24 protein-coding genes and 1 tRNA gene are annotated in these 25,684 nt (G+C 41.5%); 9 read left to right on the top strand and 16 right to left on the bottom strand.

The window, feature by feature from the left end:
• Window positions 1-121 precede the first annotated feature (121 nt).
• The 8 genes from kdsB to HYD_RS02455 form a co-directional block, all read right to left on the bottom strand.
• Window positions 122-889 carry a 3-deoxy-manno-octulosonate cytidylyltransferase gene (kdsB, locus tag HYD_RS02490; RefSeq protein ID WP_236864615.1) on the bottom strand — a complete coding sequence of 256 codons (768 nt, stop codon included), beginning with the start codon at window positions 887-889 and terminating at the stop codon, window positions 122-124.
• Window positions 890-1,097: 208 nt separating this feature from the next.
• Window positions 1,098-1,946: a tRNA (guanine(46)-N(7))-methyltransferase TrmB gene (gene trmB, locus HYD_RS02485; RefSeq protein ID WP_236864613.1), complete on the bottom strand. Its 849-nt coding sequence runs from the start codon at window positions 1,944-1,946 to the stop codon at window positions 1,098-1,100.
• A 77-nt stretch (window positions 1,947-2,023) separates the two neighbouring features.
• The gene (pgsA, locus tag HYD_RS02480; protein ID WP_236864611.1) at window positions 2,024-2,734 is read right to left on the bottom strand and encodes a CDP-diacylglycerol--glycerol-3-phosphate 3-phosphatidyltransferase; all 711 of its coding nucleotides are present in this window, start codon (window positions 2,732-2,734) and stop codon (window positions 2,024-2,026) included.
• A 34-nt stretch (window positions 2,735-2,768) separates the two neighbouring features.
• Complete coding sequence (locus HYD_RS02475) at window positions 2,769-3,254, bottom strand: hypothetical protein (protein ID WP_236864609.1); 486 nt, start codon at window positions 3,252-3,254, stop codon at window positions 2,769-2,771.
• A 90-nt stretch (window positions 3,255-3,344) separates the two neighbouring features.
• Complete coding sequence (locus tag HYD_RS02470; protein WP_236864607.1) at window positions 3,345-4,502, bottom strand: hypothetical protein; 1,158 nt, start codon at window positions 4,500-4,502, stop codon at window positions 3,345-3,347.
• A 128-nt stretch (window positions 4,503-4,630) separates the two neighbouring features.
• The gene (gene radA / locus HYD_RS02465; protein ID WP_236864606.1) at window positions 4,631-6,010 is read right to left on the bottom strand and encodes a DNA repair protein RadA; all 1,380 of its coding nucleotides are present in this window, start codon (window positions 6,008-6,010) and stop codon (window positions 4,631-4,633) included.
• A 149-nt stretch (window positions 6,011-6,159) separates the two neighbouring features.
• On the bottom strand, window positions 6,160-6,639 hold the full coding sequence (locus HYD_RS02460) for an RT0821/Lpp0805 family surface protein (protein ID WP_236864604.1): 480 nt from the start codon (window positions 6,637-6,639) through the stop codon (window positions 6,160-6,162).
• A gap of 173 nt (window positions 6,640-6,812) precedes the next feature.
• Entirely contained in the window at window positions 6,813-7,466 is a 654-nt protein-coding gene (locus HYD_RS02455; RefSeq protein WP_236864601.1) for an L-threonylcarbamoyladenylate synthase, read from the bottom strand.
• Between the two features lie 118 nt (window positions 7,467-7,584).
• On the opposite strand from HYD_RS02455, the gene HYD_RS02450 reads away from it, so the two are divergent.
• The 3 genes from HYD_RS02450 (at window position 7,585) to HYD_RS02440 (ending at window position 10,981) form a co-directional block, all read left to right on the top strand.
• Entirely contained in the window at window positions 7,585-8,496 is a 912-nt protein-coding gene (locus HYD_RS02450) for a peptidylprolyl isomerase (RefSeq protein ID WP_236864599.1), read from the top strand.
• A gap of 147 nt (window positions 8,497-8,643) precedes the next feature.
• The gene (locus tag HYD_RS02445) at window positions 8,644-8,892 is read left to right on the top strand and encodes an exodeoxyribonuclease VII small subunit (protein WP_236864597.1); all 249 of its coding nucleotides are present in this window, start codon (window positions 8,644-8,646) and stop codon (window positions 8,890-8,892) included.
• A gap of 682 nt (window positions 8,893-9,574) precedes the next feature.
• Window positions 9,575-10,981, top strand: a complete 1,407-nt coding sequence (locus tag HYD_RS02440) for an NTP/NDP exchange transporter (protein ID WP_236864595.1) — start codon at window positions 9,575-9,577, stop codon at window positions 10,979-10,981.
• A gap of 433 nt (window positions 10,982-11,414) precedes the next feature.
• Here HYD_RS02440 and map read toward each other — a convergent pair whose 3' ends face one another.
• The 3 genes from map to HYD_RS02425 all read right to left on the bottom strand — a co-directional run bounded on the left by map (window position 11,415) and on the right by HYD_RS02425 (window position 13,905).
• Window positions 11,415-12,239 carry a type I methionyl aminopeptidase gene (map, locus tag HYD_RS02435; RefSeq protein ID WP_236864593.1) on the bottom strand — a complete coding sequence of 275 codons (825 nt, stop codon included), beginning with the start codon at window positions 12,237-12,239 and terminating at the stop codon, window positions 11,415-11,417.
• Window positions 12,240-12,335: 96 nt separating this feature from the next.
• Entirely contained in the window at window positions 12,336-13,013 is a 678-nt protein-coding gene (locus HYD_RS02430) for a MarC family protein (protein WP_236864591.1), read from the bottom strand.
• A gap of 322 nt (window positions 13,014-13,335) precedes the next feature.
• Complete coding sequence (locus tag HYD_RS02425; RefSeq protein ID WP_236864589.1) at window positions 13,336-13,905, bottom strand: hypothetical protein; 570 nt, start codon at window positions 13,903-13,905, stop codon at window positions 13,336-13,338.
• Window positions 13,906-14,178: 273 nt separating this feature from the next.
• Between HYD_RS02425 and HYD_RS02420 the strand changes: the two genes are divergently transcribed.
• Window positions 14,179-15,102, top strand: a complete 924-nt coding sequence (locus HYD_RS02420; RefSeq protein ID WP_236864588.1) for an exodeoxyribonuclease III — start codon at window positions 14,179-14,181, stop codon at window positions 15,100-15,102.
• A 275-nt stretch (window positions 15,103-15,377) separates the two neighbouring features.
• Here HYD_RS02420 and HYD_RS02415 read toward each other — a convergent pair whose 3' ends face one another.
• The 3 genes from HYD_RS02415 to HYD_RS02405 all read right to left on the bottom strand — a co-directional run bounded on the left by HYD_RS02415 (window position 15,378) and on the right by HYD_RS02405 (window position 17,823).
• The gene (locus HYD_RS02415) at window positions 15,378-16,028 is read right to left on the bottom strand and encodes a recombination protein O N-terminal domain-containing protein (protein ID WP_236864578.1); all 651 of its coding nucleotides are present in this window, start codon (window positions 16,026-16,028) and stop codon (window positions 15,378-15,380) included.
• Between the two features lie 257 nt (window positions 16,029-16,285).
• On the bottom strand, window positions 16,286-16,459 hold the full coding sequence (locus HYD_RS02410) for a hypothetical protein (protein WP_236864576.1): 174 nt from the start codon (window positions 16,457-16,459) through the stop codon (window positions 16,286-16,288).
• 143 nt (window positions 16,460-16,602) lie between these two features.
• On the bottom strand, window positions 16,603-17,823 hold the full coding sequence (locus tag HYD_RS02405; RefSeq protein ID WP_236864574.1) for a dihydrolipoamide acetyltransferase family protein: 1,221 nt from the start codon (window positions 17,821-17,823) through the stop codon (window positions 16,603-16,605).
• A gap of 344 nt (window positions 17,824-18,167) precedes the next feature.
• Here HYD_RS02405 and HYD_RS02400 point away from each other — a divergent pair.
• Window positions 18,168-18,240 (top strand) — tRNA-Thr (locus HYD_RS02400).
• 39 nt (window positions 18,241-18,279) lie between these two features.
• Here the strand turns inward: HYD_RS02400 and HYD_RS02395 are convergent.
• Window positions 18,280-19,593 carry an MFS transporter gene (locus tag HYD_RS02395; RefSeq protein ID WP_236864572.1) on the bottom strand — a complete coding sequence of 438 codons (1,314 nt, stop codon included), beginning with the start codon at window positions 19,591-19,593 and terminating at the stop codon, window positions 18,280-18,282.
• Window positions 19,594-19,791: 198 nt separating this feature from the next.
• On the opposite strand from HYD_RS02395, the gene HYD_RS02390 reads away from it, so the two are divergent.
• The 4 genes from HYD_RS02390 to HYD_RS02375 all read left to right on the top strand — a co-directional run bounded on the left by HYD_RS02390 (window position 19,792) and on the right by HYD_RS02375 (window position 24,132).
• Complete coding sequence (locus HYD_RS02390) at window positions 19,792-20,856, top strand: HD domain-containing protein (RefSeq protein WP_236864570.1); 1,065 nt, start codon at window positions 19,792-19,794, stop codon at window positions 20,854-20,856.
• A 216-nt stretch (window positions 20,857-21,072) separates the two neighbouring features.
• Window positions 21,073-21,714 (top strand): hypothetical protein, encoded by a 642-nt coding sequence (locus HYD_RS02385; RefSeq protein WP_236864568.1) that lies wholly within the window; start codon window positions 21,073-21,075, stop codon window positions 21,712-21,714.
• A gap of 156 nt (window positions 21,715-21,870) precedes the next feature.
• The gene (locus HYD_RS02380) at window positions 21,871-22,554 is read left to right on the top strand and encodes a lysophospholipid acyltransferase family protein (RefSeq protein ID WP_236864566.1); all 684 of its coding nucleotides are present in this window, start codon (window positions 21,871-21,873) and stop codon (window positions 22,552-22,554) included.
• Window positions 22,555-22,683: 129 nt separating this feature from the next.
• Window positions 22,684-24,132, top strand: a complete 1,449-nt coding sequence (locus HYD_RS02375; RefSeq protein WP_236864564.1) for a UDP-N-acetylmuramoyl-tripeptide--D-alanyl-D-alanine ligase — start codon at window positions 22,684-22,686, stop codon at window positions 24,130-24,132.
• A gap of 54 nt (window positions 24,133-24,186) precedes the next feature.
• Here the strand turns inward: HYD_RS02375 and tilS are convergent, their stop codons facing one another.
• The gene (tilS, locus tag HYD_RS02370) at window positions 24,187-25,467 is read right to left on the bottom strand and encodes a tRNA lysidine(34) synthetase TilS (RefSeq protein WP_236864562.1); all 1,281 of its coding nucleotides are present in this window, start codon (window positions 25,465-25,467) and stop codon (window positions 24,187-24,189) included.
• Between the last annotated feature and the right edge of the window lie 217 nt (window positions 25,468-25,684).

Raw genomic sequence — 25,684 nt, 5'->3', positions numbered from 1 at the left:
ATAAAAACTATAAAAAATGGACAAAATCATAAAATTCGCTAGGTTTCAGGATACAAATTATTCAGAAGAACTACAACTGGCAGCGCTCTATGGAATTGTTATAACGGTGCTAAATTTTGCGCTACAATTGATGGTTGGCGCAATCGAGTGACGCAATTTTTGCGGAGGCTTCGATAAAATCATCCATTGTGTCGACGCTTAAAATAGTTTCGTTTTTAAGGATTATTCCGGCGATTTTAAATCCATGATCTAGTGCTCTTAGTTGTTCGAGCGATTCTTTTTTTTCGTTCTCTGTTTGCGGGAGCCTAACGAATTTTGCTAAAGATGGCCTGGAGTAGGTATATATACCTATGTGGTAATATTCTGCCAGTGCATCTTCTCTGCTAAACTGAGTACATAGCACGAGACCGTCAGATGTGTTGTTAGCTATGTGCTTAAACCTGACTTTTACAATGTTTTTCTTTTTTGCATCTTCCGGATTTTTTATCTTCTGTAGAAAGGTGCACATGTCTATGTTTAAACCTTTCTCAAATGGAGATAACGATTTTTTGATTATTTCTGGATTAAAAAAAGGCATGTCACCTTGAAGGTTCACAACTATGCTATATTTTTTTTCAGGATCTACAATATCGACTGCTTCTGCTACCCTGTCAGAGCCGCTTTTATGACTAATGTCTGTCATTATTGCTCTTCCGCCGGCGGCACTTACTGATTTGCATATTTCGTCGCTGTCGCATGCTATGATGACGGGTCCTATTTTAGACCTAACTGCTAGGTCCCATACTCGAAGCACCATTGGCATGCCGCAAATCTTTTTAAGAGGTTTTCCTGGAAGGCGCGTGGCGCCCATTCTTGCTGGTATTACAATGATGGTATTTGAATCGTCCATATCCTATAAATGATATTTTTTTAATTCTCATCTCACAAATTGTAACATGAACTGCGCCTTTGATTATACCCTGGTCTTGGAAAGCGCTGGGACTTTGTTCCTTTTTCGTGCCAGAGTTTCTGTTTTGCCAAGATGGTTAACAAATGGAACTCATAATAGACGAGAGGTTGTTATATTCTGGAAAATTTGTAGAGTTCCGATTATGGATTTAGCTAGAAATGATTCTTTTTTCCCACCTCGTGTAACCAATAGACTTTCCAAAATCGAGAGCTCTTTTTGCATATTTTGTAATAGGAAGCCACGAAGGCCATTCGCTAATAATAAGTTCATATCCGTTGATAATTATTGTAGATCGCGGATGACTGGTTTGTTTATGGTCGGAAATAGCTGACAGTTTCGCTCCGTCCATCCATTTGAATGCTCCAGACTGCTCCATAAGTTTTAAGCAATTGAATAGATAGTCCATGCAATCACTTGCCATGATCAAGCGTCCTCCGCTGTGTAGAAGATTTGCGCACGAGACAAGAAACCTATCTGTAATTATTCGACGCTTTTGTTGTTTTTTCTTTGGCCATGGATCTGGAAACATGATGATTATCTCATCTAGCTCTTCATGTTTGAGATTTTCTATAACGTCTAGTGCATTCGCTTTGAATATTCTTGTTCTTGTAAAATCTTCGGTGTTTAGCTTTTTTAGAAAATTTGCGATTCCGTTTTCGAAAAGGTCTATTCCAACAACTGCAGAGTGTTTGTCATATGATAGGTGATGCAGCAATAATTCTCCGTAGCCAAAGCCTATTTCTAGTATTATTTTTGATGGACTGCAACCATTCGTTTCGCAGTCAGTCATAGAGGAATTATGTATGCTGGAAAATTCATCTTTAAGAGATATTTTTTTTTGCCCAGAATGTGCAAAGTCTAAAAGTTTTTGGTCCATTCTTACAGCTGGAAGTAATTTGCTTAGGGCTGTTTTGCTGGAGTTTCGTATAGTTCGTCCAACTCTTCTTCCGTAGAAATGGTTTGTTTTTAAAGTTTTTAAAGGTGTTGCACCGCACATGTGGGCATCTGGTCATTGATAGATTGCTAGTTAATGGTATCAATAGGATGCGATTGTGTCACCTGAGGGAATGAGCGTTATTTTTTTAGCGTTGTAGTTGTTAGGGATTTAGTGTACGAGAGGCCGCTGAGGACGGACATAACGCACGCAATATAAAGCATCGCCGCTCCGGTATCATATGCTAATTTAGCAATACACTGTTCCATATGGGGTCCATTTGGGAAGGAGCAGGACAACATTATCAAAAAAATGCTTGCCATTTGCGTTCCGGTTTTCCATTTTGCAATCCGCAATACGGACAGGCCGTTTGACAGAGCGCAGGTTCTAAGACCAGATATCAGGATCTCCCTGGCGATGATAATTGTCGATGGAGCAACCAGATCTGGCCCTATTTTCCCTGAGGTTGCCAAAGCGAATAGCGTTAACACAACTAGCATTTTATCTGCGACGGGATCCATCGCTTCTCCTATAGCCGATTTGTCATTGAATTTTCTGGCGAAATAGCCGTCAAGGTAATCCGTTATGCAAGCAATTAAAAACACTGCTGCGGCTAGAGAAAATTTGTCATAAAAAACTAAAGCGGCGACCGCTGGTGAAATTATTATTCTGCTTATTGTTAGTATATTTGCAAATGTCACCGGCGCGTTGTTATAGTTGCTTTTGCGCACATGATATACCAAAACGACGGTATAGCGAAGAATTTTGTTTCTTTTTTGGCTCTCTTTGAGAAAAAACAGAGTAGCGCTTAGTATTGAATTTTTTGTAACGAGCGAATCTGATGTCGCCAAGAGCTCGCTCGCCAAGGCTAGTGTCCGAACGCGTTTAATCTTTTAACTGTTGTTCATCGCCTTTATGTTCCTCGTTATCTTTGCTGTTGCTTTTTTTGATGATTGCTGGACAATTTTTCTCTTCGTTTATCGATTCTTTTTTCAGCAGATCGCCCAATCGTCTTAATGTGAGATCGATTGCTGCTTCTTGTGCAGGAGCATTATTATAATTTCCGTGTGATTTGAATATACCTGGTAGGTTACAGGAAATGATATTGTTGTCGCCCTTTATGCGCATACTATGATCGTCGTTATTGTTGCCGCTGATGAAATGGATTTTAAGATTATTAAAGATTTTAAATTTATTGTTGATAACAAAGAGTCCCACTACCCCTACCACAGGAATGACCGTTTTTTTATTGTCAAATACAAACGAAATACCGTCTTTGGCTTTGCTCAAAATCGGTCCAGCAGATGCATCGTAGCTGCATAAAGTCGCCGCGCTTAAGGCCGCGAGATAAATGATTGAGATTTTTTTCATAATTTCCTCCGTTGTTTTATTAAATTTTTTATAGCGAGCGAATCTGATGTCGCCAAGAGCTTGCTCGCCAAGGCTAGTGCCCGAAAGCGTTTAATCTTTTAACTGTTGTTCGTCGCTTTTCTCCTCGGTTGCTGCTTTTTTTATCTTTTGCAGTTGATCTAAGGTGAGATCGACGGAAGCCTCTCGTTGCTTTGAGAATGTTTTATCTAGTTCTTGTTTGTAAGCGGCGTCTAGTTCTTTATATTTTTTGTATTGTTCGCTAGAGCAGAAGTTTTTGAAAAACATATCTTCTTGTATAGATAAGCTGCTAAGCGTACTCTCGTTATGTGCTTGATGTTTTTCGTTCAGGTTATATGATGAGATGGCCATATTCACACCTGCTGTTAACTGCGCGTCTTTTCTTTCCTTTATAGCCGAGGCAGTAGCTTTAAGCGTGTCTCTCTTCTTTGCAATATTAGCATCTTCTTTATTTTGATTGATTGGGACGTTATATTGCTTGATCTCATATTTTTTATTATTTTTTAAACAATCCAATTGCTCTAAAGCGAGATTGAGAGCTTCTTCTTTTTGTTTTACCCATAAATCTACAGAAGTGTTGGTCTGGTCGGTGGCAGTAATCATATATCCATCGAAAATTTTACACTCTAAAGAAAGATTTCCCTTTTTAGTTACGTGATCATTGAAGATGCTTTGAAGCTCTTGCTGGTCGCGTTCATGTGTATCGTATGTTTTTTTGATTACAGCTGCCATTGATCCTTTGTAGCCACCTTCGCTGCTCGCAATTTTTGTTGCTTTGTTGCTTAAATCATTTTCTTTTTCTTCTAGTGAGGCTTCGAATTTTCTAGTTTTTTGATATCTGCGCCCAAGCCCTTTTTCGACTTGTTCAGTCACCATCTGGTCTTGTTTTTCGAATTTACTAAAGTGTTGATAGTTGTTGAAAATATTAGTTGTGGTATTATTATTGCCTGAGATATTATTGTTGTCGCCCTTTATGCGCATACTATGATCGTCGTTATTGTTGCCGCTGCTGAAAGGGTTTTTAATATTATTAAAATTAAGGATTTTAAATTTATTGTTGATAACAAAGAGTCCCACTACCCCTACCACAGGAATGACCGTTTTTTTATTGTCAAATACAAACGAAATACCGTCTTTGGCTTTGCTCAAAATCGGCCCAGCAGATGCATCGTAGCTGCATAAAGTCGCCGCGCTTAAGGCCGCGAGATAAATGATTGAGATTTTTTTCATAATTTCCTCCGTTGTTTTGTTTGTTTAAAGCGTATTTATCTTAAGGTAAATGCTGTAATTATTACAATGGTTTACAATAAAAGGTGATTGTGCTGAAACGTTTATGTGGCGCGTTGTGGAGTATGAGCTTAAATGTGGTCTATTAGCTGCATTACATGATTTATAGAAATCACTTCAAGTGGAAAATCTAATTTTTGTGATTTTTGCTTGAAAAAAGGCATAAAAACTTTTTTAAAGCCAAGCTTCTGAGCTTCTTTTATGCGTTGGTCGGCATAGGCAACAGGGCGGATTTCTCCTGTTAGTCCGATTTCTCCGAAAGCGATGGCATCATTTTGAAAGGGCCTGTTTTTTACGCAAGACACCAGAGCAAATGCCGCGCACAGGTCTGCTCCTGGTTCTATTATGCGGAGCCCGCCGAGAACGCTTAGAAATACGTCTTTTTGAGAGAAGTTTATTTTACAGCGCGCTTCGAGCACGGCTAGTATCATAGATAGCCTGTTTGAGTCCCATCCTACGACTGCTCGTCTTGGGCTGGCTAAGAATGATTTCGTGGCAAGAGCTTGCATTTCCACGAGGATTGGGCGCGAGCCTTCCATACACGCAAGTACGCACGCACCCACAGACCCGCTTGACCTGCTGCTCAGAAACAATGCAGAAGGATTTTTTACTTCGCGTAGGCCGTCTTTTGTCATGTCGAATACGCCGATCTCGTCTGTCGGGCCAAATCGGTTTTTTACTGTGCGCAAAAGTCTGTATGGATTGCCTCGTTCTCCCTCGAAATATAGTACTGTGTCTACGACATGCTCTAAAACTTTCGGTCCGGCAACCAGCCCTTCTTTTGTGATATGTCCGACGAGTACGACAGCTACGCCTGTTGATTTTGCAAAATTCACGAGCTCGTTTGAGCATTCTCGCACCTGGCTCAGCGTTCCTGCTGAAGCGTCTATTCTGGGAGACGCCATGGTTTGTATGGAATCTATGACAACGAACGCAGGAATCGAATTTTTGTACTTGCTTTCTTGCGCTCCCGCTTCGCTTTTGATCATAGATTTTATGGCGGAGATAATCGCGCGTATATTGCTGCTGCTCGCGAGCTGCACAGAGCTTGCTCCAACTCCCAGGCGCTCTGCTCGCATTTTTATTTGAGTTACTCCTTCTTCGCCGGAGATGTATGCGCTTGGAATTTTTTCGCTTAGCGCTGCTGCCATTTGGAGTAGCAGAGTGGATTTTCCTATTCCAGGATCTCCGGAGACAAGACAAACAGATCCTTTAACAACTCCGCCTCCACAGACTCGGTCAAGCTCATCTATTCCTATGGTTATTCTTTCTATTTTTGCCTCTGTTCTCGACGAAACAGGGCTCAGGGTTATCGAATGGTCATACGCGCTATCTTCAACAGAGCAAATTTCTCCGTTTTGGGCTATGAGAGAATTCCACTGCTCGCATTGGTCGCATTTTCCTTTCCATTTTGCGTATACAGATCCGCACGACTGGCAAACATAACGCATAGGGTCTCGCATCCGTAATTCCCAAACAATGTTTGCATTCCGTGATCTGAGTATTCATTATTTTTTATATATATGGAAGAATCTATATCAGGCGGGCGACAATTAGACGAGCTGTCAATCAACGGTCGCCCTGCAAATCGAATCAAAAATTACTGCACTGCTTCCCAGCTTCCATCAGGCATCATTGCCGCAGTTCCATGAACTTCGACAGGTTTTCCGCCTATGTAGGCAGTGTGAGTGAACTCTCTGCAATATCTTCCATTAGCCTTAAACGTGTTTCCTACTGGAGTGATTTGCCCCCTATTTCCGTTATTAGGGTTTGTCCAAGATGCCGTCTGCCCGCTGCTGAAAGCGCTCTGAGCTGCCATCCCGGCCATTTGCCGATCCTGTTCATCCATATACTGACCTATAGAACTTCCGGCTGCAGCTCCGAGCATTGTGCCCAAAGCAACTCCTACCAATTTTCCTTTACCTTTTCCAAATTGAGATCCTAGAAGGGCTCCGGCTACCCCTCCGGCCACTCCTCCTATCGATTGTTTTGGGCCAGCGCCGCAACCAGACAACACTAAAGCAGACAAAAAGAAAAGAGACGCAGTCAGCCTGACAGGTCTTCCTAAAATAATATCCATAGCTTCTAATCTCCTGAGCAAAACACATGTAATACGATCACGATATTCAAAAGGTGCTTTCAATGTCAACAAAGAGAGAGGGTTGCTTGATTTTTCAGGCGTTAATGTGGATTTGTGTATGATCATATTGTTAGTTGTGTCGCATATACTAAATTTTGCTTACAGAATAAGGATTACAAGAAGGCTGCCCTAAAAATTTGCTCTTCGTTAATAGCTCCGTGACGAAGTATTTTTAGAGAATTGTTCTCGGTTGCATCTACTATGGTTGACTCGACGGAGTATTCGCACTTTCCTCCGTCAATAATTATGATATCGTCTGAGAATTTCCCTTTTACTTCTTCGGCTCGAACAGGGCTTTTTTCTCCGGATATGTTTGCGCTTGTGACAGCAAGTGGAACGTTGCAGACAGAGAGTAGCAGTTGAAGCGTTTTATGAGAGGAAACTCTTACTGCCAACGTGCCGTCTGTCGAAAAAGAGGATGCTCTTTTCTGATAGAAATCACTAGCGCCTGGTATTTTACAGTAGTTTAATTTTTTCAGAACAAGAGTCAGAGGGCCTGGCCAAAATTTTTTTGCAAGCAGGTCTGCGCATGCAGGAAATTCTACATATTTTTCTGCAGAAGCTTGGCTTTGACATATAACCGGAATTTGCTTCGAGATATCTCTTTTTTTTATGACGAACAGCTTTTTTATAGCGCAAACATCTAGAGCGTTGCAGGCCAAACCATAGACTGTTTCTGTTGGAACGACAACGACTCCAGAGTTTTTTATAGATTCCGCTGCAGCTCCTAAAATTGGGTCACAGTTGCCAGTTAAAAATGAACTCATTTTCCGCGGGTGTTTTCGTTGGATAGCACAGCATATTGTAGATTAAAGTAATTTTTGATACCATCCGGAAGTTGAGATGGTACGTGCGCTGTGTGCGATACGGTTTTTAGGGGAAAATATGAGGGGTTCATGTTTAGTTTTCGCTCTTTTGGTGCTTGTTTGCGGAGATGCGAGCGCGGGGCTTTTTGGTTCTAAGTCTGATAAAGCTGAAAGTAAGGCAAAAAAGGATTCTATAGAAAAAAAGGATTCGGAGTCTTCTGCAAAAGAAACTAAAGAGGGCTCGGGATCATCCGACATTGCTTGCGTTGTGAACGGGGAGAAGATTGCTCGCAGCAAGGTGTTGGAGTCTCTTAAAGGGGCGAAAGATCCAGCTCAGAAAACCTCCATGTATAGGGAATCTGTTGGAAGGTTGGTGTTTTCTACTGCCGTTCTTCAGTCGGCTAAAAAGTCCGGCATTGCAAATAGTCCAGAGTTTAAGCAGATTCTCGATATGCTTACAAACGAAGTTTTAGTGAAAATGTTCATTTCTTCTAAACAGAAGGCGATAAAAGACTCGATTTCTAAGGATGTTCTTGAAAAGAAAATGGATGAAATACAAAAGATGGGCGGAGATCAGATAAGGCTTCAACAAATAGTCGTGTTTGATAAACAGAAAGCAGAGCAAATAAGGAAAGCAGCAGCATCAAATGGGAAAGATTTTATGAAGCTCGCTCAGCAGTATTCTGCGGCGAAGGATGACATAGATCTTGGCTGGAAGGCAGCATTTACTATGGGAGATGTTATTGGGAAGGCAGCAGCGAACAGCATAGAGATAATCCCTGATAAAAATGGAGCTTTTAGAATAATAAAAATTGCGGAACGTAGAAAATTGTCTGACAGGGCGCTGTTAGCTCAACTTGCCGGAAATATCTTGTTCGAGTCTGCTCTTAAGGAATTTTTTGCGGAGATTCGCGATAAGGCAGAAGTTGTTGTGTATGATGTTGACGGTAAAAAAGTTTCGGATGCCAAGAAGTGGCTTAGCGGGCAGTAATAGCAGTATCTCTGTTGTTTGCTCTGTAATTGAAAGCTTGTATGCGCGGAGAGGTGGTTGCAGGGCTGCTCTCTCTTGCTTTCTTCCGGTTTGCTGTTTTTTGCTGTCGCGTCTTGAGGGAATGTTGATGCTAGGGGGAGCTGATTTGTGAGCGTGGAGAAGGAAAGTAGTAATAAGCTTGATGATATATCCTGCCTCAGCTTTGATAAAGCTCTTGAGGAGTTGGAAAAGATAGCGCGTATGCTAGAAGATGGGAAGATCCCTCTAGAAGACGCAATAAAAGCTTATGAGCGTGGAGCTGAGCTTAATAGGCATTGTCAGAAAAAACTTCTAGATGCTCAGATGATAATAGAAAAAATTACGAAAGATGGAATTGGTGTTGGAGAGTCTGGTTGATGCCTTTTTCTGTGGAGGAGCGGATTGTTTGTGGTAGTTTACGCATAGGTGTGTCGTTTTTGCTGTTATATAGAGTGCCCCCCGTTTCCTATGAGATGTTTTTTGCCCGGGAGAGAGATGCGTAGCCGGAGATACTAATGGATGCGAAAAGTCTGTTGTTATGGAATTTGTCAGAAAATCAGTAAAATGATCGATTTATCGGAAGATTTTTATATTATTCAGCCCACCCCATGGTTGTCGTTCTCGCATTCATTGTAGTCGCTTTTTCGTTTCTTTTGTATGGTCTTTGTAGGGGACATTTTTTCTAAGCATAACTATGTCATAACCTCATATAGTATAGTGGTGTTAGCTTAAAATATTCCACTAGCGAGCTAGCTGTAGAAAGCGCAATTGCATAAAAATTTTTCTCTTAAAAAAATAAACCTGCGTATTTCTGCTATTTTTCTGGAGCAATAGAATAAAATGAAAAATTTTAAAATAAAAATCTTTTTTTAATAAAGGCTAAGGAGATTTTGGAAAATCTCTGGATAAAACTTTTTAACTGCATAAAATTGCTGTGAAAATCTATGGAAAAGTGGTAGAATTTTGACGGTGAAAGTTTATTGTGATGACGCGTTGGGAGTGGAGTTTAGTTTCCCTATAGTGTGTTCGCGTGTTGTTTTGAAAAGGAGATGTTGTTGAAATGCTTCAAGTTTTAATGAGATTATGTAAGTTCAACTTTGGGACATTTGAAAGAGAAGAATTTAAGAAATTTTTACGCCTAGGAGCTATGTTTGCTCTTATAATAGGTTCCTATTGGACGCTTCGTCCACTTAAGGATTCTATATTTATTCAGCTTGTGGATAAGATGCAGCTTCCATACGCAAAGACGGTTTCTGTTCTTGCGCTTCTGCCGCTTGTTATGTTTTATACAAAGCTTCTTCAAAGCACTTCTCGCGAGAAGATGCTTGTGATTTTACCGTCGTTCTACGGAATATCGTTGTTCTTTTTTGCTGCTCTTATGTTTGTGACTCAGGGGGCGGCCGAGGAAATTGCGGCGCGCTCGATGATTCCTTTCATAGCGACTAAGTCACTGGGGTATATCTGGTATTTCTTTGTAGAGAGCTTTGGTTCTCTTGTTGTTGCATTGTTTTGGGCATTTTCTACAGATACAACTGACCCTACTTCTGCAAAAAGAGGATTTCCTTTGGTTGTTGCTATGGGGCAGATTGGAGGCATAATATTTCCGTATAGTATAGGAGGTTTGCCGCATAGGTTGGGATTGGCCACGGATACTATCTCTGTTGTTATTCTTGCGTGCGCTGTTCTTTCGATAATTCCTTTATTTAAGTTGTTTTTGAAAATTACGCCTAAGCATCTGTTAGCGTCATTTCAGGATGGTTCGGATAAGAAGGTAGCCGAAAAGAAGAAGCATGAAGAGAAAGAGGAGCCTGGATTCTTGGAAGGGTTGAAGCTTATGGTTTCTCATAAGTATCTTCTTGGTATGTTTGCTTGTAACTTTATATACGAGATTATAGTTACTATATTCGATTTTAATTTTAAGTTAGCGGCGGGTAGCATATACTCTGGTGTAGCGCTTAGTAATTATCTAAGCATTTATGGGTCGAGCGTAAATACAGTTTCGTTGTTGTGTTTGCTGTTTGGGATAAGTAATGTGACTAGATTTCTGGGAGTTGGGGTTGCTCTTGCGGCGATGCCTATTATAGTTGGAACGGCTCTTTTTAGCTTTCTCACAATCAACTCTCTTAGCTTTTTGTTTGCACTTATGGTTGGGTCTAAAGCTATAAATTATGCGCTTAATGGGCCTGCTTTGAAGCAACTTTACATTCCGACGAGCACAGATGTAAAGTTTAAAGCTCAGGCGTGGATTGAGACTTTTGGATCGCGCGCGTCTAAGGAGACTGGGTCGTTGTTTAATATGTTGCTTGGTCCGCTTCAGTCAATATTTGGGAAGGTTGCTGGGCGTGTGCATTACCTAACTTTGAGTGGTTTTGTTGGGTTTCCTCTTGTAGTTTTATGGTTTTTCTTTGCGCTTTACCTTGGTAGGACATTTAAAAAGGCGGTGGAAGAGAAAAAGGTTGTGTGTTAGTAAAAATGCTTACCGGTGCACTCCGGTATGGTTCGCGGCTCTGCTATGGTGCTTTCATGGTGGTGCCGCGTTTGTGTTTGCCGTTGTATTGTTATAGTTGTTAGGCCAAGAGTTTGATGCAGCGTCTGCTGCGCGCGCTGTCCTGTGTTCGGTTTTGGTAATAGGAGTCTGGCATGGATTTTTGTTTTAGAAAGGCGTTTGCTGTTTTTTGAATTTGTAATTTTCAATATGCCGCTTAGTTTTTTATTGGCAAATTGAAAAAGGCTTGAGCAAATGATATGCATACATATATTTTCCCAAATGCTCTTCGTTGATGCCGGGCTGAACAACGGTATGCCTCAAGATTACGAAAAGACTCTCCCGACTCCGATATTGCTAATTGCTCTCCTCTTTATACATGATAAGGCGAGCTCTCTCGGTTGTTGTAGGGCTTTTATAGCTGTATTTGTTTTTGCACCGATCCTTTCGTGAACACTTCACATCCGATTGCTGTTATGCCTATGGTATGTTCAAATTGCGAAGAAAAAGAGCGGTCTTTAGTGACCACTGTCCACCCGTCAGGCAGCGATTTTACATTGTGTTTCCCAGCATTGACCATGGGCTCTATCGTGAAAATCATTCCTTTTTCCAGTATGACTTTGTCATTTTTATCATAGAAGTGTAGCACCTGAGGAAGATCGTGAAATACTCTTCCTATTCCATGTCCGCAAAAGTCACGTACTACGGAAAATCCGTTTTCTTCCACGAATTTTTGTATTTCTCTTCCAATATCAGATAGGGTATTTCCAGGGGCGGCGTATTTTATTCCTACCTCGAGGGCTTCTTTCGAAATTTCTACTAATTTCTCAATTCTCGGATGCGCTTTCCCTACGCAAAACGTTTTGCTCGTGTCTCCATACCAACCATCGAATATAACAGTGACGTCTATATTGACTATATCTCCGTCGGCGAGAGCTCTGGAAGATGGTATTCCATGACACACGACATGGTTTACAGATATGCATACAGACTTCGGAAAGCCCTTATATCCTAGGCAGGCAGAAGTTGCTCCGCGACTATTTATAAATTCTGCGCACAAAGCGTCTAGCTCTTCAGTCTTTGTGCCGCGTACTATAAATTTCTCAACAAAATCCAGCGTATCTGCTGCTATTTCTCCGGCTTTTCTCATATATTTGAACGCGGACTCGCTGTACAGTGGTATCCCACCTTTAAATCTTTCTACAAACTCTCCATAACATATTTTGTCACTATTTTTCATTTTTGTGCGCTCACACATAAAACGCCGCTAAAATTTCTACTGGAAAAGCCAAGAGAAGGCGAGCGGCATATATTAAATTACCAGCTACAATACCGGTCAAGACGGCTTTCTGTCTAGCTCTTGCACGGGCGCTGTAGATGAATAAGCTTGGGAGGAGGGCCTATTAATGCTGTCAACTCCAGCTATCGTCAGCTGAACCCCCATCATAGCAAGAAGAAGACCGAACAAGCGTTGACACAGATTTTTCCCAGACTCTCCAAGCGCTTTAGCTATTATGTCTTGCGCAGCGAGAGAGAATAGCATAATAGCAGACACTGCAAGTATGACAACCACCATAACGGACTTGGTAACAATGACTCCTGCTGTTGTGGCGTTTGTCACGCAAGCTCCTATAACTGTGAGAGCTCCTGGCCCGCATATAAAAGGAAACGCTAGAGGAAACACCGAAACATCTTGCTTTGGCTCGTCGGAGTTTTTGGAAGAAGACTTCCCTCCGCCAGAGATCATGCTGTATGCGACTAGGAATAACAGTATACCTCCTGCAATTTTAAGAGCGCTAGCAGTAACTCCTATAGCATCTAGTAGGCTTTGCCCGAACAGCGCAAACAGGGCCATTATTAAAAAAGCAATCACGCAAGCGCGCACGGATGTGTCCCATCTTTCATTCGGAGACAAGTGGGCGGTTAGGGCTATTGAAAAGGGCACAACTACAAACGGATTGACAACCACAAGAAGCTGTACAAACGACGAAGTCGCAAACGAGATTATGTCCACTGCATCTCCTGTAATACTTAAGAACGAACGATATATGGTACTATAAGGCCTATTAAAAAATCAAGAATAACAACCGTAACAACCGAGCTGGGTCCTGTTATGTGTTTCTGATAGTTAACGTAAGCGGTAGGACTCGGATAAGTTGTTTGTGTTTGACGCTATCTGTGGTCATATCGCGGTGGGTGCAAAGCGTTTGTAAGTGCTAGAGGCCGGTGACTAGAGCCCTCCTCGCCTATTGATAGGTAGGTCCTTATATTTTTTTGTAAAAAAAAGGGAGGAACAGGAGCAATCTGTCCACCCTTTTGTCAAACAAAGCGTAACTTTACTTCTTTTCGCTGTCTGCGGGCTTCTCTTTCGGGGAAGCCTCACCATCCTTGCTCTGCTTTTTTTCTTCTGGAAGAGCTGCTTTCTCTTCGGCGGCAGGCTTAGTAGCTGAACAGTTTGAAGGAACTCCTGACATAGCTTCGCACGATGATCCAGGGGCTATTTGCTTATAAATGCCATTCTGATTCGATTCGTTAGCATCAGAGCATCCGCAAGATTGGGCAGACGCGTGGTGGCGAGACCTGGATTTTCCAGCTCTTTTAGACCTATTCGCTTTTTTTGCTTTCTTTCCGCCTTTAGAAGACTTTTTCTTGTCTTTTTGATCTTCTATCTTACTGTCCGATCCTTCTTTTCCGCTTTCTAAAGAAGGCTCTTTGCCAGAGGCACCAGGAGCGCCATCAATCTTTTCTTCCTTTTTCTCAGAATCTAAGCTTTTACTATCCTCTCCGCTAGCGACTCCTTTTTTGGACTGCGCCTCATCGCCAGAAGCGAAAGACCCGCCTCCAAGACTGGCTACCAACGCGCATACAACAAGCGCACCAAACAATTTTCTATAATCCTTTTTCATTAAAGATCTCCCTTTCATAATTGACACAACTACTTACACCTCAACATGATCACACAAAACTTCTAAAAAAATGTAAGCATAAACCAAGCGAAACCAACAAATTACGCACACTCTATCCGCTCATACCACCTTGCGCTGCACTCCAACTAATACAAGCAGGCACATGACAAATCTCTAACAAAAATTCCACCACTTGTCAAAGAAATAATAAAAATATTTGCATAAAATACAGTGGCGTGATAATTAACGGTAGGTGGATGGTCTCAAGAAAAAGTGGGAAACGTGGCATTAGTCGCATCATGGAATGTAAATTCTGTTAGAGCTAGACTTCCGGTAATACATAGTTTTATAAGTAATAAATCTCCAGATATTTTGCTTTTACAAGAAATAAAAGTTGAGGATGTGGCGTTTCCGATAGGGTTTTTCGAAGATCTTGGATTTGAGGCATCTGTGTATGGGCAAAAGTCCTTTCACGGGGTGGCGATACTGTCTAAGCGCCAGATGTATGACGTTTATAAATGTACTTTTTCAACTTCTATATCTGAAGCTAGGTATATAGAGTGTATTGTTGGAGATCTGAGAGTCGCGAGCGTGTATGCTCCAAACGGAACGTCTTTTTGGTCTAGCAGGTTTGGATATAAAAATGAATTTTTCAAGAACATGGGACGGCACCTTTCCGGTTTGTTGAAGCTAGAAGAAAAAGCTGTTATAGGCGGAGATTATAACGTAACTCCTTCGCAAGAGGACGTTGTATTTAAAGAGAAGTGGGAGGGGCAAATTTTGTGTTCGCAAGAAGAACGAAAGATGCTTGTTGAAGCTATAAGCGGCTGGAGGGATGCGGCTTTGATTGATAGACTATGCGTATGCGAAAAAATTTTTTCTAAAAAAAACATAGATTTGACAGAGAGGGCGGATACCAGCGAATTGGTAAACAGTTTTGATGAGGTGGCGAACATGAGGCAGAATTCGTCTGAAAAAGCGAAGAATTTTCGAATGTCGACTGGCAGCGAAGGGCACTCTCCAACGTGGTGGGACTATAGAGGTAGGTCATTTGAGAGAAATGACGGCCTAAGAATAGACGCGTTTTTTCTGTCACCATTTGCGGCAGAGGCGCTTAAGTCATATGAAGTGTGTAGAGAGTATAGAGCTGCTAGAAGAACCAGCGACCATGCTCCAATATTAATAGAGTTGACATAGACGGCGCACAGTTTTTTTCAAACACACTTATATCAGTATAAAATTTTAAACTGTTGGAAATAAACAAAGCCTAGAGCAAAGAGTAGTTTAGCGTATGGTTAAATATGTAGTTCGTGAGTCCGGTATTGGCTCCTTTGTAGTTTGTAAGGCCACGACTGTCCTATGGTTAAACGGCATAGGCCATGTTTTCGTATATACTAGTTTCTCTAAATTGTGCTCGTATACTTGTGGTGTGTTGCGCAATCATCTGCGACATAGCGTTAGTTTATGTTTCGCTATATTTTAGCCGCTTCTTTTCCTATTGTTTCTATAAAGGATTTTCGAGCGTTTTGGAGTGAGAATTTGTTGGGCCAGTGTCTTTCAAACAATGAGTTGGTCTTGTTTAGAAGAAGTAAAGTGCTTTTTATTACGTTTGGGTTGCTGTGAGCGTCGCATTCTAGTAGAAATTTTGTCACCGCAGGGTTTGGATAGCCCAGCTCATATAGAATGGAATTTTCCAACCTTGCATAGCCGATAATCAAACGTTTTACAGCTTCATTCCTGTTCATAGCGGTTGCGTTCGATGCGTAAATAACAAGTCTAGACAAGCATACAAAAACACTCTCGCATTGGTTTCTCTCTGGTAAAAGTTCCTTTACCAGGAAGCATGATGTAGTTACCGTTTGTAAAGAGAGTCTGTGGTCGAGAGCTCTAACAATGTGTGTGTTGTCGAGGCCGTCTATAGTCCATACTCCAAGCTGCTCTTCAAGACGAGCGCTCCAAGCAGCGAATACAAACGTCCCGCAAAAGAAATGACCGATTTTTCTGGCCGATCCATGCAGCATCCCGCTATAAAGCCCATGATCTTTTGTCAATATGCTTACTATTTGTTTATTTTCCCCGAAATTTTTGGAGCCGATAACGATGCCTCCATCTTTCCACCGCATACATAAAATCCATAAAACTGAAAGCCCAAAAGCCGCTCGGACTGAGCTCCGCACCTGATGATAGAAAAACAAGGGCGCTAAATGACCGCGAACGCTATGCGCTAAGAACAACAACAAACACTTGTTCTATCACATAAAAAAAAGAAAAAAGGACCGCTCTCCAACACAGAGAACAGTCCCTAATGCCAGAAGGCAAACAGAACTGAACCCGAATCGTCTAAATACTAGACCATATTTGTACGGAAACAATTCCTCTGTTACTTGTCGTCTTTCTTCTCGCCATTCTTCTGATCTTCTGGCTGCTTGTCTTTTTCCTCGACAGGCTGCTGCTGCTCAGTTCCTTCCTTTTTTGGCTCATCAGTTGCCTGAGCCGCAGAACATGCAAAGAAAGACAGTATGCTCAAAAATACCAACTTATTAAGATAAAACATTTATAACCTCCTTTATAAAAAACGCGAACCTGACGCGCTGTTGGAATGATATTTAAAAAAAGGTATATAGTCAATAATGCGCTATTAATCTTGCGAAAAATACCGCAAACCTTTCTCATCCTATGGCGCGGAAATGACATGGTCTATAGGACCATTTTTAACGGATTTTCTATGAAATTACGAAATACGCCTAAAAATTTAGCTGCAACGGCTCCGTCGGCTACTCTATGATCGGCTGCTATGGTGACGGTCATCACGTTTCCTATTTCTATCTTACCATTTCGAACAACAGGTTTTTGCGCGCTTTCTCCTATAGACAAAATTCCAGCCTGAGGTGGAACTATTACCGAATCAAAATTACTAACCCCAAACATGCCAAGGTTCGTTATTGTGAACGTTGCATTTTGAAATTCTTCCGGAGGAAGCTTTTTATCACGTGTTTTTTGTATCAGCAATCGTATTTCATCAGAGATTTGCACTATGCTCTTTTTATCTGAGTTTCGTACAACTGGGGTCATTACGCCGCCTTCCATAGAAACAGCGACTCCAAGGTCAACATACTCATATCGGCGTATAAACGATTCTCTCCATGAGCTGTTCATCTCTGGAACATCCAGAAGAGAGAGAGAGCACGCTTTGGCTATCATATCGTTTACAGATACTTTCTTTCCTATCAGGGTGTCATTTATTTTTTGACGAAGATCAAGCATCGCGCTTGTGTCGCAATCGGTCGATACATAGAAATGCGGGACGGTTCTTTTTGACTCTCCCAGGACGTCTGCAATTACACGTCTAATAGAACTAACAGAAGAGTCGATATATGCGCGAGTATGCGACAAACCAGACTGTTTTTTGTTTGAATATTCTATAAACGCGTCTATGTCTTTTTTTATAATGCGGCCTCGAGGACCAGAGCCAGTGATTTGTTCGCTTAGCGCGTCAATTCCGCTTTTCTTAGCAATTTTGTTTGCTAGAGGAGAAATGGCTCTGCGATTTTCTGAATTGATGTTTGGTGACGCATTTTGAGAACATGAGGTCTCAGAAGGCTCTTCGCTTTTAGTTAGCCGGCTTGACGATGACAGTATTTTTTCTATAAAAGAGGTTACATCAGAGGGGCTGTCTGAGCGTTCTGTCAAAACAGCTATAGGAGTGTTTACGGCTATTTTTTCTGTTCCGTCACTCGCTAGTATTTTTGCGATTACTCCGCTTTCTGAAGACTCAACCTGCATTACGGCTTTGTCTGTTTCAACATCGAAAAGTACGTCTCCCACAGAGACAGAGTCGCCTTCTTTTTTATGCCATCCAATCAGGTGTCCGTATTCCATTGTTGGCGAAAGAGCTGGCATAGAAATAACAATTGGCATAAAAACCTCCAAAAAAAGCGCCTAGATTTTTCCAAAAGCCTGCGTTTTTCAGCTAGTACACGGACGCTGAGCTGCAATGCGGCACTTCATCTGTCCTCTAGTTGTGAGCTTGGAAAATGTCTAGCATTTAACAATCGATTAATTATGCTGCATATCTGCGGAAATTTAAACATGGGAAATTAAGGCGCAAAGAAGAGGTGAACCGACGAGGAAAACGCCTCGCATTACGCCGGTAATCTGTTTTTAAGAGCGTCTTTTGAAATGGTCCATAGCGTGGGCTGCTGCAATAAAATTCAGAGCAGCTATTGAAATTTCTATTGTATAGCGTTTAGTATCAGCTGTGGGCCGGATTAGCTCAGTTGGTAGAGCGGCTGATTTGTAATCAGTAGGTCGTTGGTTCGAGTCCGACATCCGGCATTTCTTACCTCTTTTTTTTGTTTTTTGCTATGGCTGAGTTTAGCGGTTCTTAGTTGGATTTGCTTTCACAAAGGAGAGAACGATAAGAGAAAGCGCTATTGGCATGCATACAGTAAGAAAAGCGGCGCTCGGAGAATATGAGTCCCAGATAGGTCCCATAATAGCCCAGTTGGTTAATATAACACTGATTCCAGTGAACGTATAAAAAACCCCAAACCCGGTTCCAGAGAGCTCTTTTGGCATTGTGTCTGATAAAAGGGCAAGAAGGGCTCCTTGCATCCCCATCTGTATGCCATAGAGCGCCACTCCTATACACACAAAGATAGAGCTGCTTGCAAACAACCCGAAGCATAAAAGAGAAGCAAGCATACAAGAAAGACCAATGGCCACGCTAGCGCGGCGGTCTTGTCTATCTGAGAAATTGCCGAATGGCAGAGAAAACGCGGCGCTCATAACGTTTTGTATAAGCATGACTATAGGGCCCGCTATGTGCGGTTTTCTGGCAAAATCCAGAAAGAAAAAAGATCCGATTTTGCTATCGCTGAACAGAAGCATCATGTATGTTCCGCTGAAATAGCCTAACTTGAAAAGTGACGCTACGCATACTACCTTCCAATATTCAAATGAAAATTCTCGTAGCTTTGCGACAGCGTGTTTTATTTTTATAGATGAATTTTTGGAAAGGTTTTGTTTTTGCCGTTTTGAGCTTTTTTCTTCTATATCAACATCTTTTACAAACACAACGGCGATAAGTATTGCAAAAAGAGAAAGACAGCTTGCTGTGAAGAAGAGAATTGTGAAGTTAACTTTATCAAGCCAGACGAATATCAAAAGGGCTAGCAAAGAGCCTGCGACCGACCCTATTAGTCCAAACGCTTTATTAAATCCATATGCCTTTCCTATAATGTCGGACGATACAGAGTCGCTTATTAGCGCTTCTCTTGGGCTTGCTTGAATACCGTTACCTAGCTTGTCCAAAAATCTGGATGATATGACAAGAAGAACGGAATCGATGGATGATGAAGCCGCGATGAAAGCGCGCGCTAAGAACGTAAATAAATACCCTGTTATTATAAACGGTCTGCGTTTTCTTGCTATATCGCTCAGAGACCCTGCGAACGTCCTTATTAGAAGAGAAAACCCCTCTACAATACCCTCTATGGCGCCTGCTAAGCCGCTTTTCAAATTACAGCAGTATTTAAAAAAAAACGGCATGCAAATATAGACTAGAGACGAAGAAACGTTCATAAGAAGCATTCCGATGCTTAGTGCCCAAATGTTCCTATTCGCGCGCTTCTTTTTCGCGTCATCGTTGCCGCCTATAAACAAAAAGTGCTCGCTTTCTGTATTCATAAAAAACGCATAACCCAGAGATGAAACCTCTGGCTCCATACCGCATTCTACTGGAAAAAGCGGATGAGTGAAATAGCTGGTGTTTTGACAAAATTTTCTGATTTAATTCACGAAAGATGCTGGAAAATTATTGCTATATAACAAATAATTAGTGATGCGCCGGGAAGGCGTAAGTGATTGAAATATCGGGGGAATTGTATGTATAAGATGAAAATGGCTGTAAGTGTCGCAAGCGTTATTTTTTCTATGGGGGCGCTTGGGAGCGCTGGTATAAATGTGAAGTGGGGGAGGACTGAAATCGATGACCCTATGATAGAGAGGCTGCTAGACTCTAAGGCTCTGAGCAGGATGGATAACGTTGATCAATCTGGCCCTCCTACGTATTTTGGATTAGCTCCACATTTTTCTAGAGCAGATCATTGTAAGGGGGTCCTTGTTTTGCTCATTAAAGTGAAATGCTGCCAAAAAGAACTGGCTACTGGGCTTTTGCACGACGTGTCTCACACTGCGTTTTCGCATTTGGGGGATACGATTTATGGTGTAGACCAAGCGAAAGAGCGTTCTTATCAAGACTTGATACACATAAGGTATCTGCGCAAAACAGATGTTCCCGCTATATTACAGTCGTATAATACAACCATAGAAGAACTTGACCCAGAGTTGTCACAATACACAGCGCTGGAGCGTCCGTTGCCTGATATGTGCGCAGACAGAATAGAGTATAATATTCATACAGCCGTGCTAGCTAATCTTATTACAACTGCAGAGGCGCAAAACATAGTTGCTCATTTGTATTTTAGAGACGGAAAATGGTTTTTTGACGATGCCAGAGTTGCAAAAGTATTTGCGATGCTACCTCTTCATTTTACTAGAAAGCTGTGGGGCGCTCAATGGAATTCGGCTATATACCACTATTTTTCAAAGGCGGTGAAAAGAGCAATAAAGCTCGGACTTATAAGTCAATATACGATACACTTTGGAAAAGATGGTGAGATTATAGAGGCATTGAGAAGTTCTCAAGACCAAGAAATAAGGAAGTATATGCGAGCATGCGAACTTGTCCATTCTTCGTTTGAAGAGGTTGTCTGCGGGCCTTTTGACGTGCATATACGCCCTAAATTTCGAGGCATAGATCCTCTGATAATAACATCAGATGGGAAGTATGTTAGGCTTAGCGAGATTGATCAAAAATTCAGAGAACGTTTTATAAAAGTGAAGAAATGGTGCGAGAAAGGATATAAGCTTAGATTTTTGGTGAAGTAAAAAGGGTTAGCGAGAGGCGCTTTGCTGTTGGTGGTGGCTTTTTTAAGGCTGTTTTTATGAGAATTCTGGGAAATATCTGTTATGATGCTCTCCGATATAATCAATTATACGAAGTTTTTTGCGCATAGGAAGTTCCGCAACAGCCGTTGTTAATTTTTTATTAAGGATTGTTTGTATAGACTGTTTGCCTATGTACGAATGAAAGCTGTGCATGATATGGATTCACCGCGTAATGAAGGGCAGAGGCTTACTGAGAAAAGAATTTTGGCTTCTGAGCAGTTTTTGTTGTCTCAGGTGTTGCACGATGTGGCATCTCCTATGAGCGCAATACTTGCCGGGATAGAGCTTTTGAGCGACGCTGATGATGAAACTCGTAAGGATGTTAGCTCTTTGTTGATAAGGTCAAGTATGCAGATAAGAAGCACTTTCGTGTTTCTTAGAGCTGTTTTTGGGTACGCTGGGCGTGTAGCTGACTTTTCTAAGAACGTGCTATATGCAAAAGATTTTCTAAAGGCTACGACAAGAATAACGCTCGATATTGATAACGTTTCTGTATCAGACCCGTTTGTTGGGCAGTTAGTCTTTGCCATAGTTTTGTGGTTTGTAAAGAAGTCTTCTACGAAAAGCGGCGTTATATCAGCTATGTTCTATGAAAATTCTATAAAAGTGTCGTTTGTTTCTGATAAGATAGCCCTATTGAGCAGGGATGAGGAGATACTAACTGGCAGATCTTGTGCTTCCTCGGCTAGTGAAAGCTATGCAGAGTATATAAAGCTGTTGGCTGAATTTATAGGGGCGTCGGTTTCTTTTTGTTCGTCAGACGGGGAAATAGCGGTCAATATTTTGCTTCGCAAATAAAATTTAATTGTGTTTATTTTTGTTATTAGAGCTTTTTTTGAAGCTTTATAAATGAAGCGTAATAATTTGATTTATAATGCAAGAGGTTGGCTGGAAGTGTATGACGGATAACAGCACTATGGTATGTGTTTTAGACAGTTAGTTGTGGTGAGGTTTGTGAAACTAGTTGGATTTGTCAAGCGGACATTTAAAAGGATTACAAAATCTTCTTTTATGCAAAGAGTTTTGGGTAGAATTTTGTCTGCGTACTTGTTGTTAGTATATAAAACAACAAAGTGGAAGGTTTATGGTCTTGATCAGGTGAACTCTGATAACGTTCCGGCTATATTCGTATTTTGGCATGGGAGAATGGCTATGGCTCCGTTTACGTGGAATAGGAAATTTCCGTTCTTTATGTTAATTTCGGGGCATTCTGACGGACAGATTATAGCTAAAACAGTTGCTCATCTTGGGATAGATACGATATATGGATCAAAGTCTAGGGGGGGCGCTGGCGCTCTTCGGGCAATGCTTAAGATGCTAAAATCCAGAAGTGCGTCTATCGGAATTACTCCTGATGGTCCTAGGGGGCCTTTTGGGCACGTTAGCAGTGGGATTTTTTCTCTCTCTCTTTTGTCTCAAAAAAAAGTGTATCCGCTGTCGTTTGCAACTAAAAATTGCATAAAGCTTTCGTCTTGGGATCGATTTATCGTGCCGCTTCCGCTTGGCAGAGGTGCGCTTGTTATGGGCCGTCCCATAGATCCTCCGTCATTTCTAAGCGATGAAGAAAAATTTTTAAAAGAGGTGAAAATAGGACTTGACGATGCAGTGCGCTTTGCAGAGCAAATGGCGGCGTTATAACCTATGTTTGCAATTTCTTGCCTGATTTTTTTTGGTTCAGAAAAAGAGTTGTTTCTGGTCATAGCTGCGGTTTCGATTTATTCTTATCGTGGGGCGCTAGTTATTGGCTTATGACAGAGGTTTATTTTTATGTATAGTGAGAAAAAAGTGCTATGGAGCGCAGAAGAGCTACTTTTACACACTGGAGGGTGTGGATTTGTTAATTCTGGTGTTTACGGGGTGTCCATAGATAGCAGGACTATAGAGCGAGGCGATTTGTTTATAGCTCTGCGCGGAGTTAATTTTGATGGTCATGATTTTATAGGACAAGCATTTGATGCTGGCGCTTCTGCTGGAATTGTTGATGAGGAATTTTTGCGAAACAAAAGAAGAGATATTTCGTCTCAGAATCTAATATCTGTTAAAGACACTTTTGGAGCCCTTCTGTCTTTAGCAAAGTCCGCTAGAGCTCGTAGCAAAGCCAAAATCCTTGCTATTACAGGAAGTGTTGGGAAAACCTCTGTGAAAGAGGGCGTGGCAATGCTTTTATCAAGAAAATTTGCTACTCATAAATCAAAAGGTAATTTAAATAATGAAATCGGGGCTCCGCTTAGTATTTCAAGGATGCCGGCGAACACAAAGTTTGGAATTTTTGAGCTAGGTATGAGCAAAGCGAGAGAGATTCGAGGCCTTGTTGAGATCGCAAGGCCAGATTCAGCAATAATAACTGATGTTACGGCAAGCCATATGAGAGAATTTTCTTCCATGGAAGACTTGGCAGACGCAAAGCTAGAGGTATTTGAGAGCGATGCAACAAAATGTATGATTCTAAACGCCGATTCTGCTCTTTTTGATTATATGTTTGCTGCGGCTAGGAAAATAGGAACATCAGCGCATAGAGAGTCATTTAACATTGTGACATTTGGCAAAGACTCAAAAAGTATAGTTAGACTTATAGATGCAGAGAGGTACGAAAGATGCCAAGAGGTGATTGTACGGGCTGAGATCTGTGGAAAGCCTGTATCATATAGGCTTCAGGATATCGGTTATCACTGGGTGTATGTTAGCTTGCAAGTATTGTCTTGTATATTGTCTTTAGGGGAAGACCCCGCAGAGTTTTGTGACATTTTGCGTGACTTTTCTCCCATTGGTGGGAGAGGGAATATCATCGAGTTGGAAAGCGGGTTGCGAATAATGGACGAAACATATAACGCTAGCATAGCGTCTATGAAAGCGGCGCTTAGTAGGGTTAAAGACTATAGCACCAGTGGTAAAAAGATAATTGTTTTGGGTGATATGTTGGAGCTGGGAGACCTTTCAGATCGCCTTCATGACGAACTGTGCGAGTTTATTGCTGGTGAAATTTCTCATCGTGTAAATCGGATATATTTCTGTGGGCATCATATGGAAAAAGCAGGAAAGAATAATTCTATTAGATGTGAAAGCGTTTTTGGAAAGCCAGCTGTTGATATAGCGCGGGAGATTAAAGACATGTGTGCTCGCGGCGATATCGTTATGATAAAGGGCTCTAGGGGGATGAGCCTTGAAAACGTAATAATTTTTTTAAAATCTTTTCAGAAAAATAGAAAATTGGCATAGGCGGGTTTATGCGAGTTGATAGACTTTGTTTTGTTGTTGATCGATAAATGCACTTTAATACGCGACAAATACAGGAAGTGGCGGAGCGTATGGAGAAAGCTTGCAACAAGCTATCTCTGTCTGTGGCGATAGGTCTGGAAGAGAGTTTTGTATGAGGGAATTTATAAATCCTGTGCCAGCCTCGTAATATTGTCTTTTATTTATAATATCATCAGTATTACTTGTTGAGAAAAAAAATCTTCTATCCCAGAAAAAATGGGTCTTGCAATTTATCATCACTTTTTCAGATATTAGCTCCTTTTGGCTTGAAGAAATTCTTCCGCTTTCTCTTATTACATAAAGCAGACCCTCTTTCGAAATTACGAACATGCAGCCTCCTAGGCACGAAATTATCCTAGGCCCGCTTTTATATGATGTATTCGATGCATAGCGGCGGATTTTGTCCCACAGTAACTTTAGGCTTCCTAGTTTTCTAACAGAGGAGCAGTTGCCAGTATGCTGAATCCAATGCCAAAGCGCCCACTCTATTTCTTTTTGGTCATGCTTTAAAAGTGGTTCGATATTTATTTTGAGCGCGCCTGAAAAATCGCATGAATATATAAGCGGACCTGTGAATTCTGATATTCTCACAGCTTCCTTTTCTCTGGAAATTGCGGCTCTGCGAGAGCTTAGAAATAAAAAATTTTTTTCTTCGGCCGGCATAGATGCAACCTTAGGCCTTATTTGAGCGCGAGTAAATCTTTGGTCGCTGTTGGACGGGTCGTCTGTCCATCGTATACCTATGGTTTTTGCGGCGGATAGGATAGAGCTTTTAGGAATTGCGAGCAGTGGGCGAATTATGTATATGTTATGGCGCGGAATCACCAAAGAAATGCCAGCCATTCCGCGGCTGGAGCTATTTTTTTGTTGCCTCATTATCACTGTTTCGAGAAGGTCATCCATATGATGGGCTATGAACATGTGGCGCGCGCCTATGGCGTTGCATGCAGCAAGAAGCGCTGAATATCTTTTTTTGCGTGCCAGCTCTTGTAGTTGGGTTTTCGGAGGGATATCCCATGCCAACCTAATGATTATTGGTTTTGCACCGCAATCTTGAGCGAATTTTGCAGCAGATTCTGCTTCGCTTTTAGATTCTCCTCGAAGCCCGTGGTCTATTATAATAGCGTTTACTTCAATGCCATGAATTGAAGCTTTATTGGATAAAACAAACGTTAGCAATGAACTATCCACTCCTCCAGAGAGCCCCACAGCGATCTTTTCGCTTTTTCTGCTGACTATTTCAGACATGCTTTTCTGTATAGCGAGCTCTATTTTTTCTATGCAAGCATTCGGCATTTTTTGAATATTGATGAGATTGTGAAAGGTTTTAATCTTCAAATGATTATACTAGCTTGACATGCTATAGTTTCGAGCTGGTTTTTGTAAACCTATTTTTACCATATAATTTACTGTAGGGCGTGTAAAGCGCTCGGTCTAGGGGCTTTTGTTAATGGTACACGCGCGCGATCCATTGAAAAAATAGGTTTTACGTGATAGCGTCAAAAGTGTGTGT

Origin of the sequence: Candidatus Hydrogenosomobacter endosymbioticus (assembly GCF_021654655.1) — a bacterium.
Classification (GTDB): domain Bacteria; phylum Pseudomonadota; class Alphaproteobacteria; order Holosporales; family GW7; genus Hydrogenosomobacter; species Hydrogenosomobacter endosymbioticus.
This window is presented reverse-complemented; position numbering and strand designations above follow the sequence as displayed.

What these genes read in the sequence shown, in the direction of transcription:
- HYD_RS02375 (WP_236864564.1), top strand. Translation starts at nt 22,684, where the DNA reads ATGTATAGTGAGAAAAAAGTGCTATGGAGCGCAGAAGAGCTACTTTTA.
- HYD_RS02410 (WP_236864576.1), bottom strand. Translation starts at nt 16,459, where the DNA reads ATGTTTTATCTTAATAAGTTGGTATTTTTGAGCATACTGTCTTTCTTT.
- HYD_RS02385 (WP_236864568.1), top strand. Translation starts at nt 21,073, where the DNA reads ATGGATTCACCGCGTAATGAAGGGCAGAGGCTTACTGAGAAAAGAATT.
- HYD_RS02470 (WP_236864607.1), bottom strand. Translation starts at nt 4,502, where the DNA reads ATGAAAAAAATCTCAATCATTTATCTCGCGGCCTTAAGCGCGGCGACT.
- map (WP_236864593.1), bottom strand. Translation starts at nt 12,239, where the DNA reads ATGAAAAATAGTGACAAAATATGTTATGGAGAGTTTGTAGAAAGATTT.
- trmB (WP_236864613.1), bottom strand. Translation starts at nt 1,946, where the DNA reads ATGTGCGGTGCAACACCTTTAAAAACTTTAAAAACAAACCATTTCTAC.
- kdsB (WP_236864615.1), bottom strand. Translation starts at nt 889, where the DNA reads ATGGACGATTCAAATACCATCATTGTAATACCAGCAAGAATGGGCGCC.
- HYD_RS02415 (WP_236864578.1), bottom strand. Translation starts at nt 16,028, where the DNA reads ATGCGGTGGAAAGATGGAGGCATCGTTATCGGCTCCAAAAATTTCGGG.
- HYD_RS02390 (WP_236864570.1), top strand. Translation starts at nt 19,792, where the DNA reads ATGTATAAGATGAAAATGGCTGTAAGTGTCGCAAGCGTTATTTTTTCT.
- tilS (WP_236864562.1), bottom strand. Translation starts at nt 25,467, where the DNA reads ATGCCGAATGCTTGCATAGAAAAAATAGAGCTCGCTATACAGAAAAGC.
- HYD_RS02425 (WP_236864589.1), bottom strand. Translation starts at nt 13,905, where the DNA reads ATGAAAAAGGATTATAGAAAATTGTTTGGTGCGCTTGTTGTATGCGCG.
- HYD_RS02455 (WP_236864601.1), bottom strand. Translation starts at nt 7,466, where the DNA reads ATGAGTTCATTTTTAACTGGCAACTGTGACCCAATTTTAGGAGCTGCA.
- HYD_RS02460 (WP_236864604.1), bottom strand. Translation starts at nt 6,639, where the DNA reads ATGGATATTATTTTAGGAAGACCTGTCAGGCTGACTGCGTCTCTTTTC.
- HYD_RS02450 (WP_236864599.1), top strand. Translation starts at nt 7,585, where the DNA reads ATGAGGGGTTCATGTTTAGTTTTCGCTCTTTTGGTGCTTGTTTGCGGA.
- HYD_RS02395 (WP_236864572.1), bottom strand. Translation starts at nt 19,593, where the DNA reads ATGAATACAGAAAGCGAGCACTTTTTGTTTATAGGCGGCAACGATGAC.
- HYD_RS02440 (WP_236864595.1), top strand. Translation starts at nt 9,575, where the DNA reads ATGCTTCAAGTTTTAATGAGATTATGTAAGTTCAACTTTGGGACATTT.
- radA (WP_236864606.1), bottom strand. Translation starts at nt 6,010, where the DNA reads ATGCGTTATGTTTGCCAGTCGTGCGGATCTGTATACGCAAAATGGAAA.
- HYD_RS02405 (WP_236864574.1), bottom strand. Translation starts at nt 17,823, where the DNA reads ATGCCAATTGTTATTTCTATGCCAGCTCTTTCGCCAACAATGGAATAC.
- HYD_RS02475 (WP_236864609.1), bottom strand. Translation starts at nt 3,254, where the DNA reads ATGAAAAAAATCTCAATCATTTATCTCGCGGCCTTAAGCGCGGCGACT.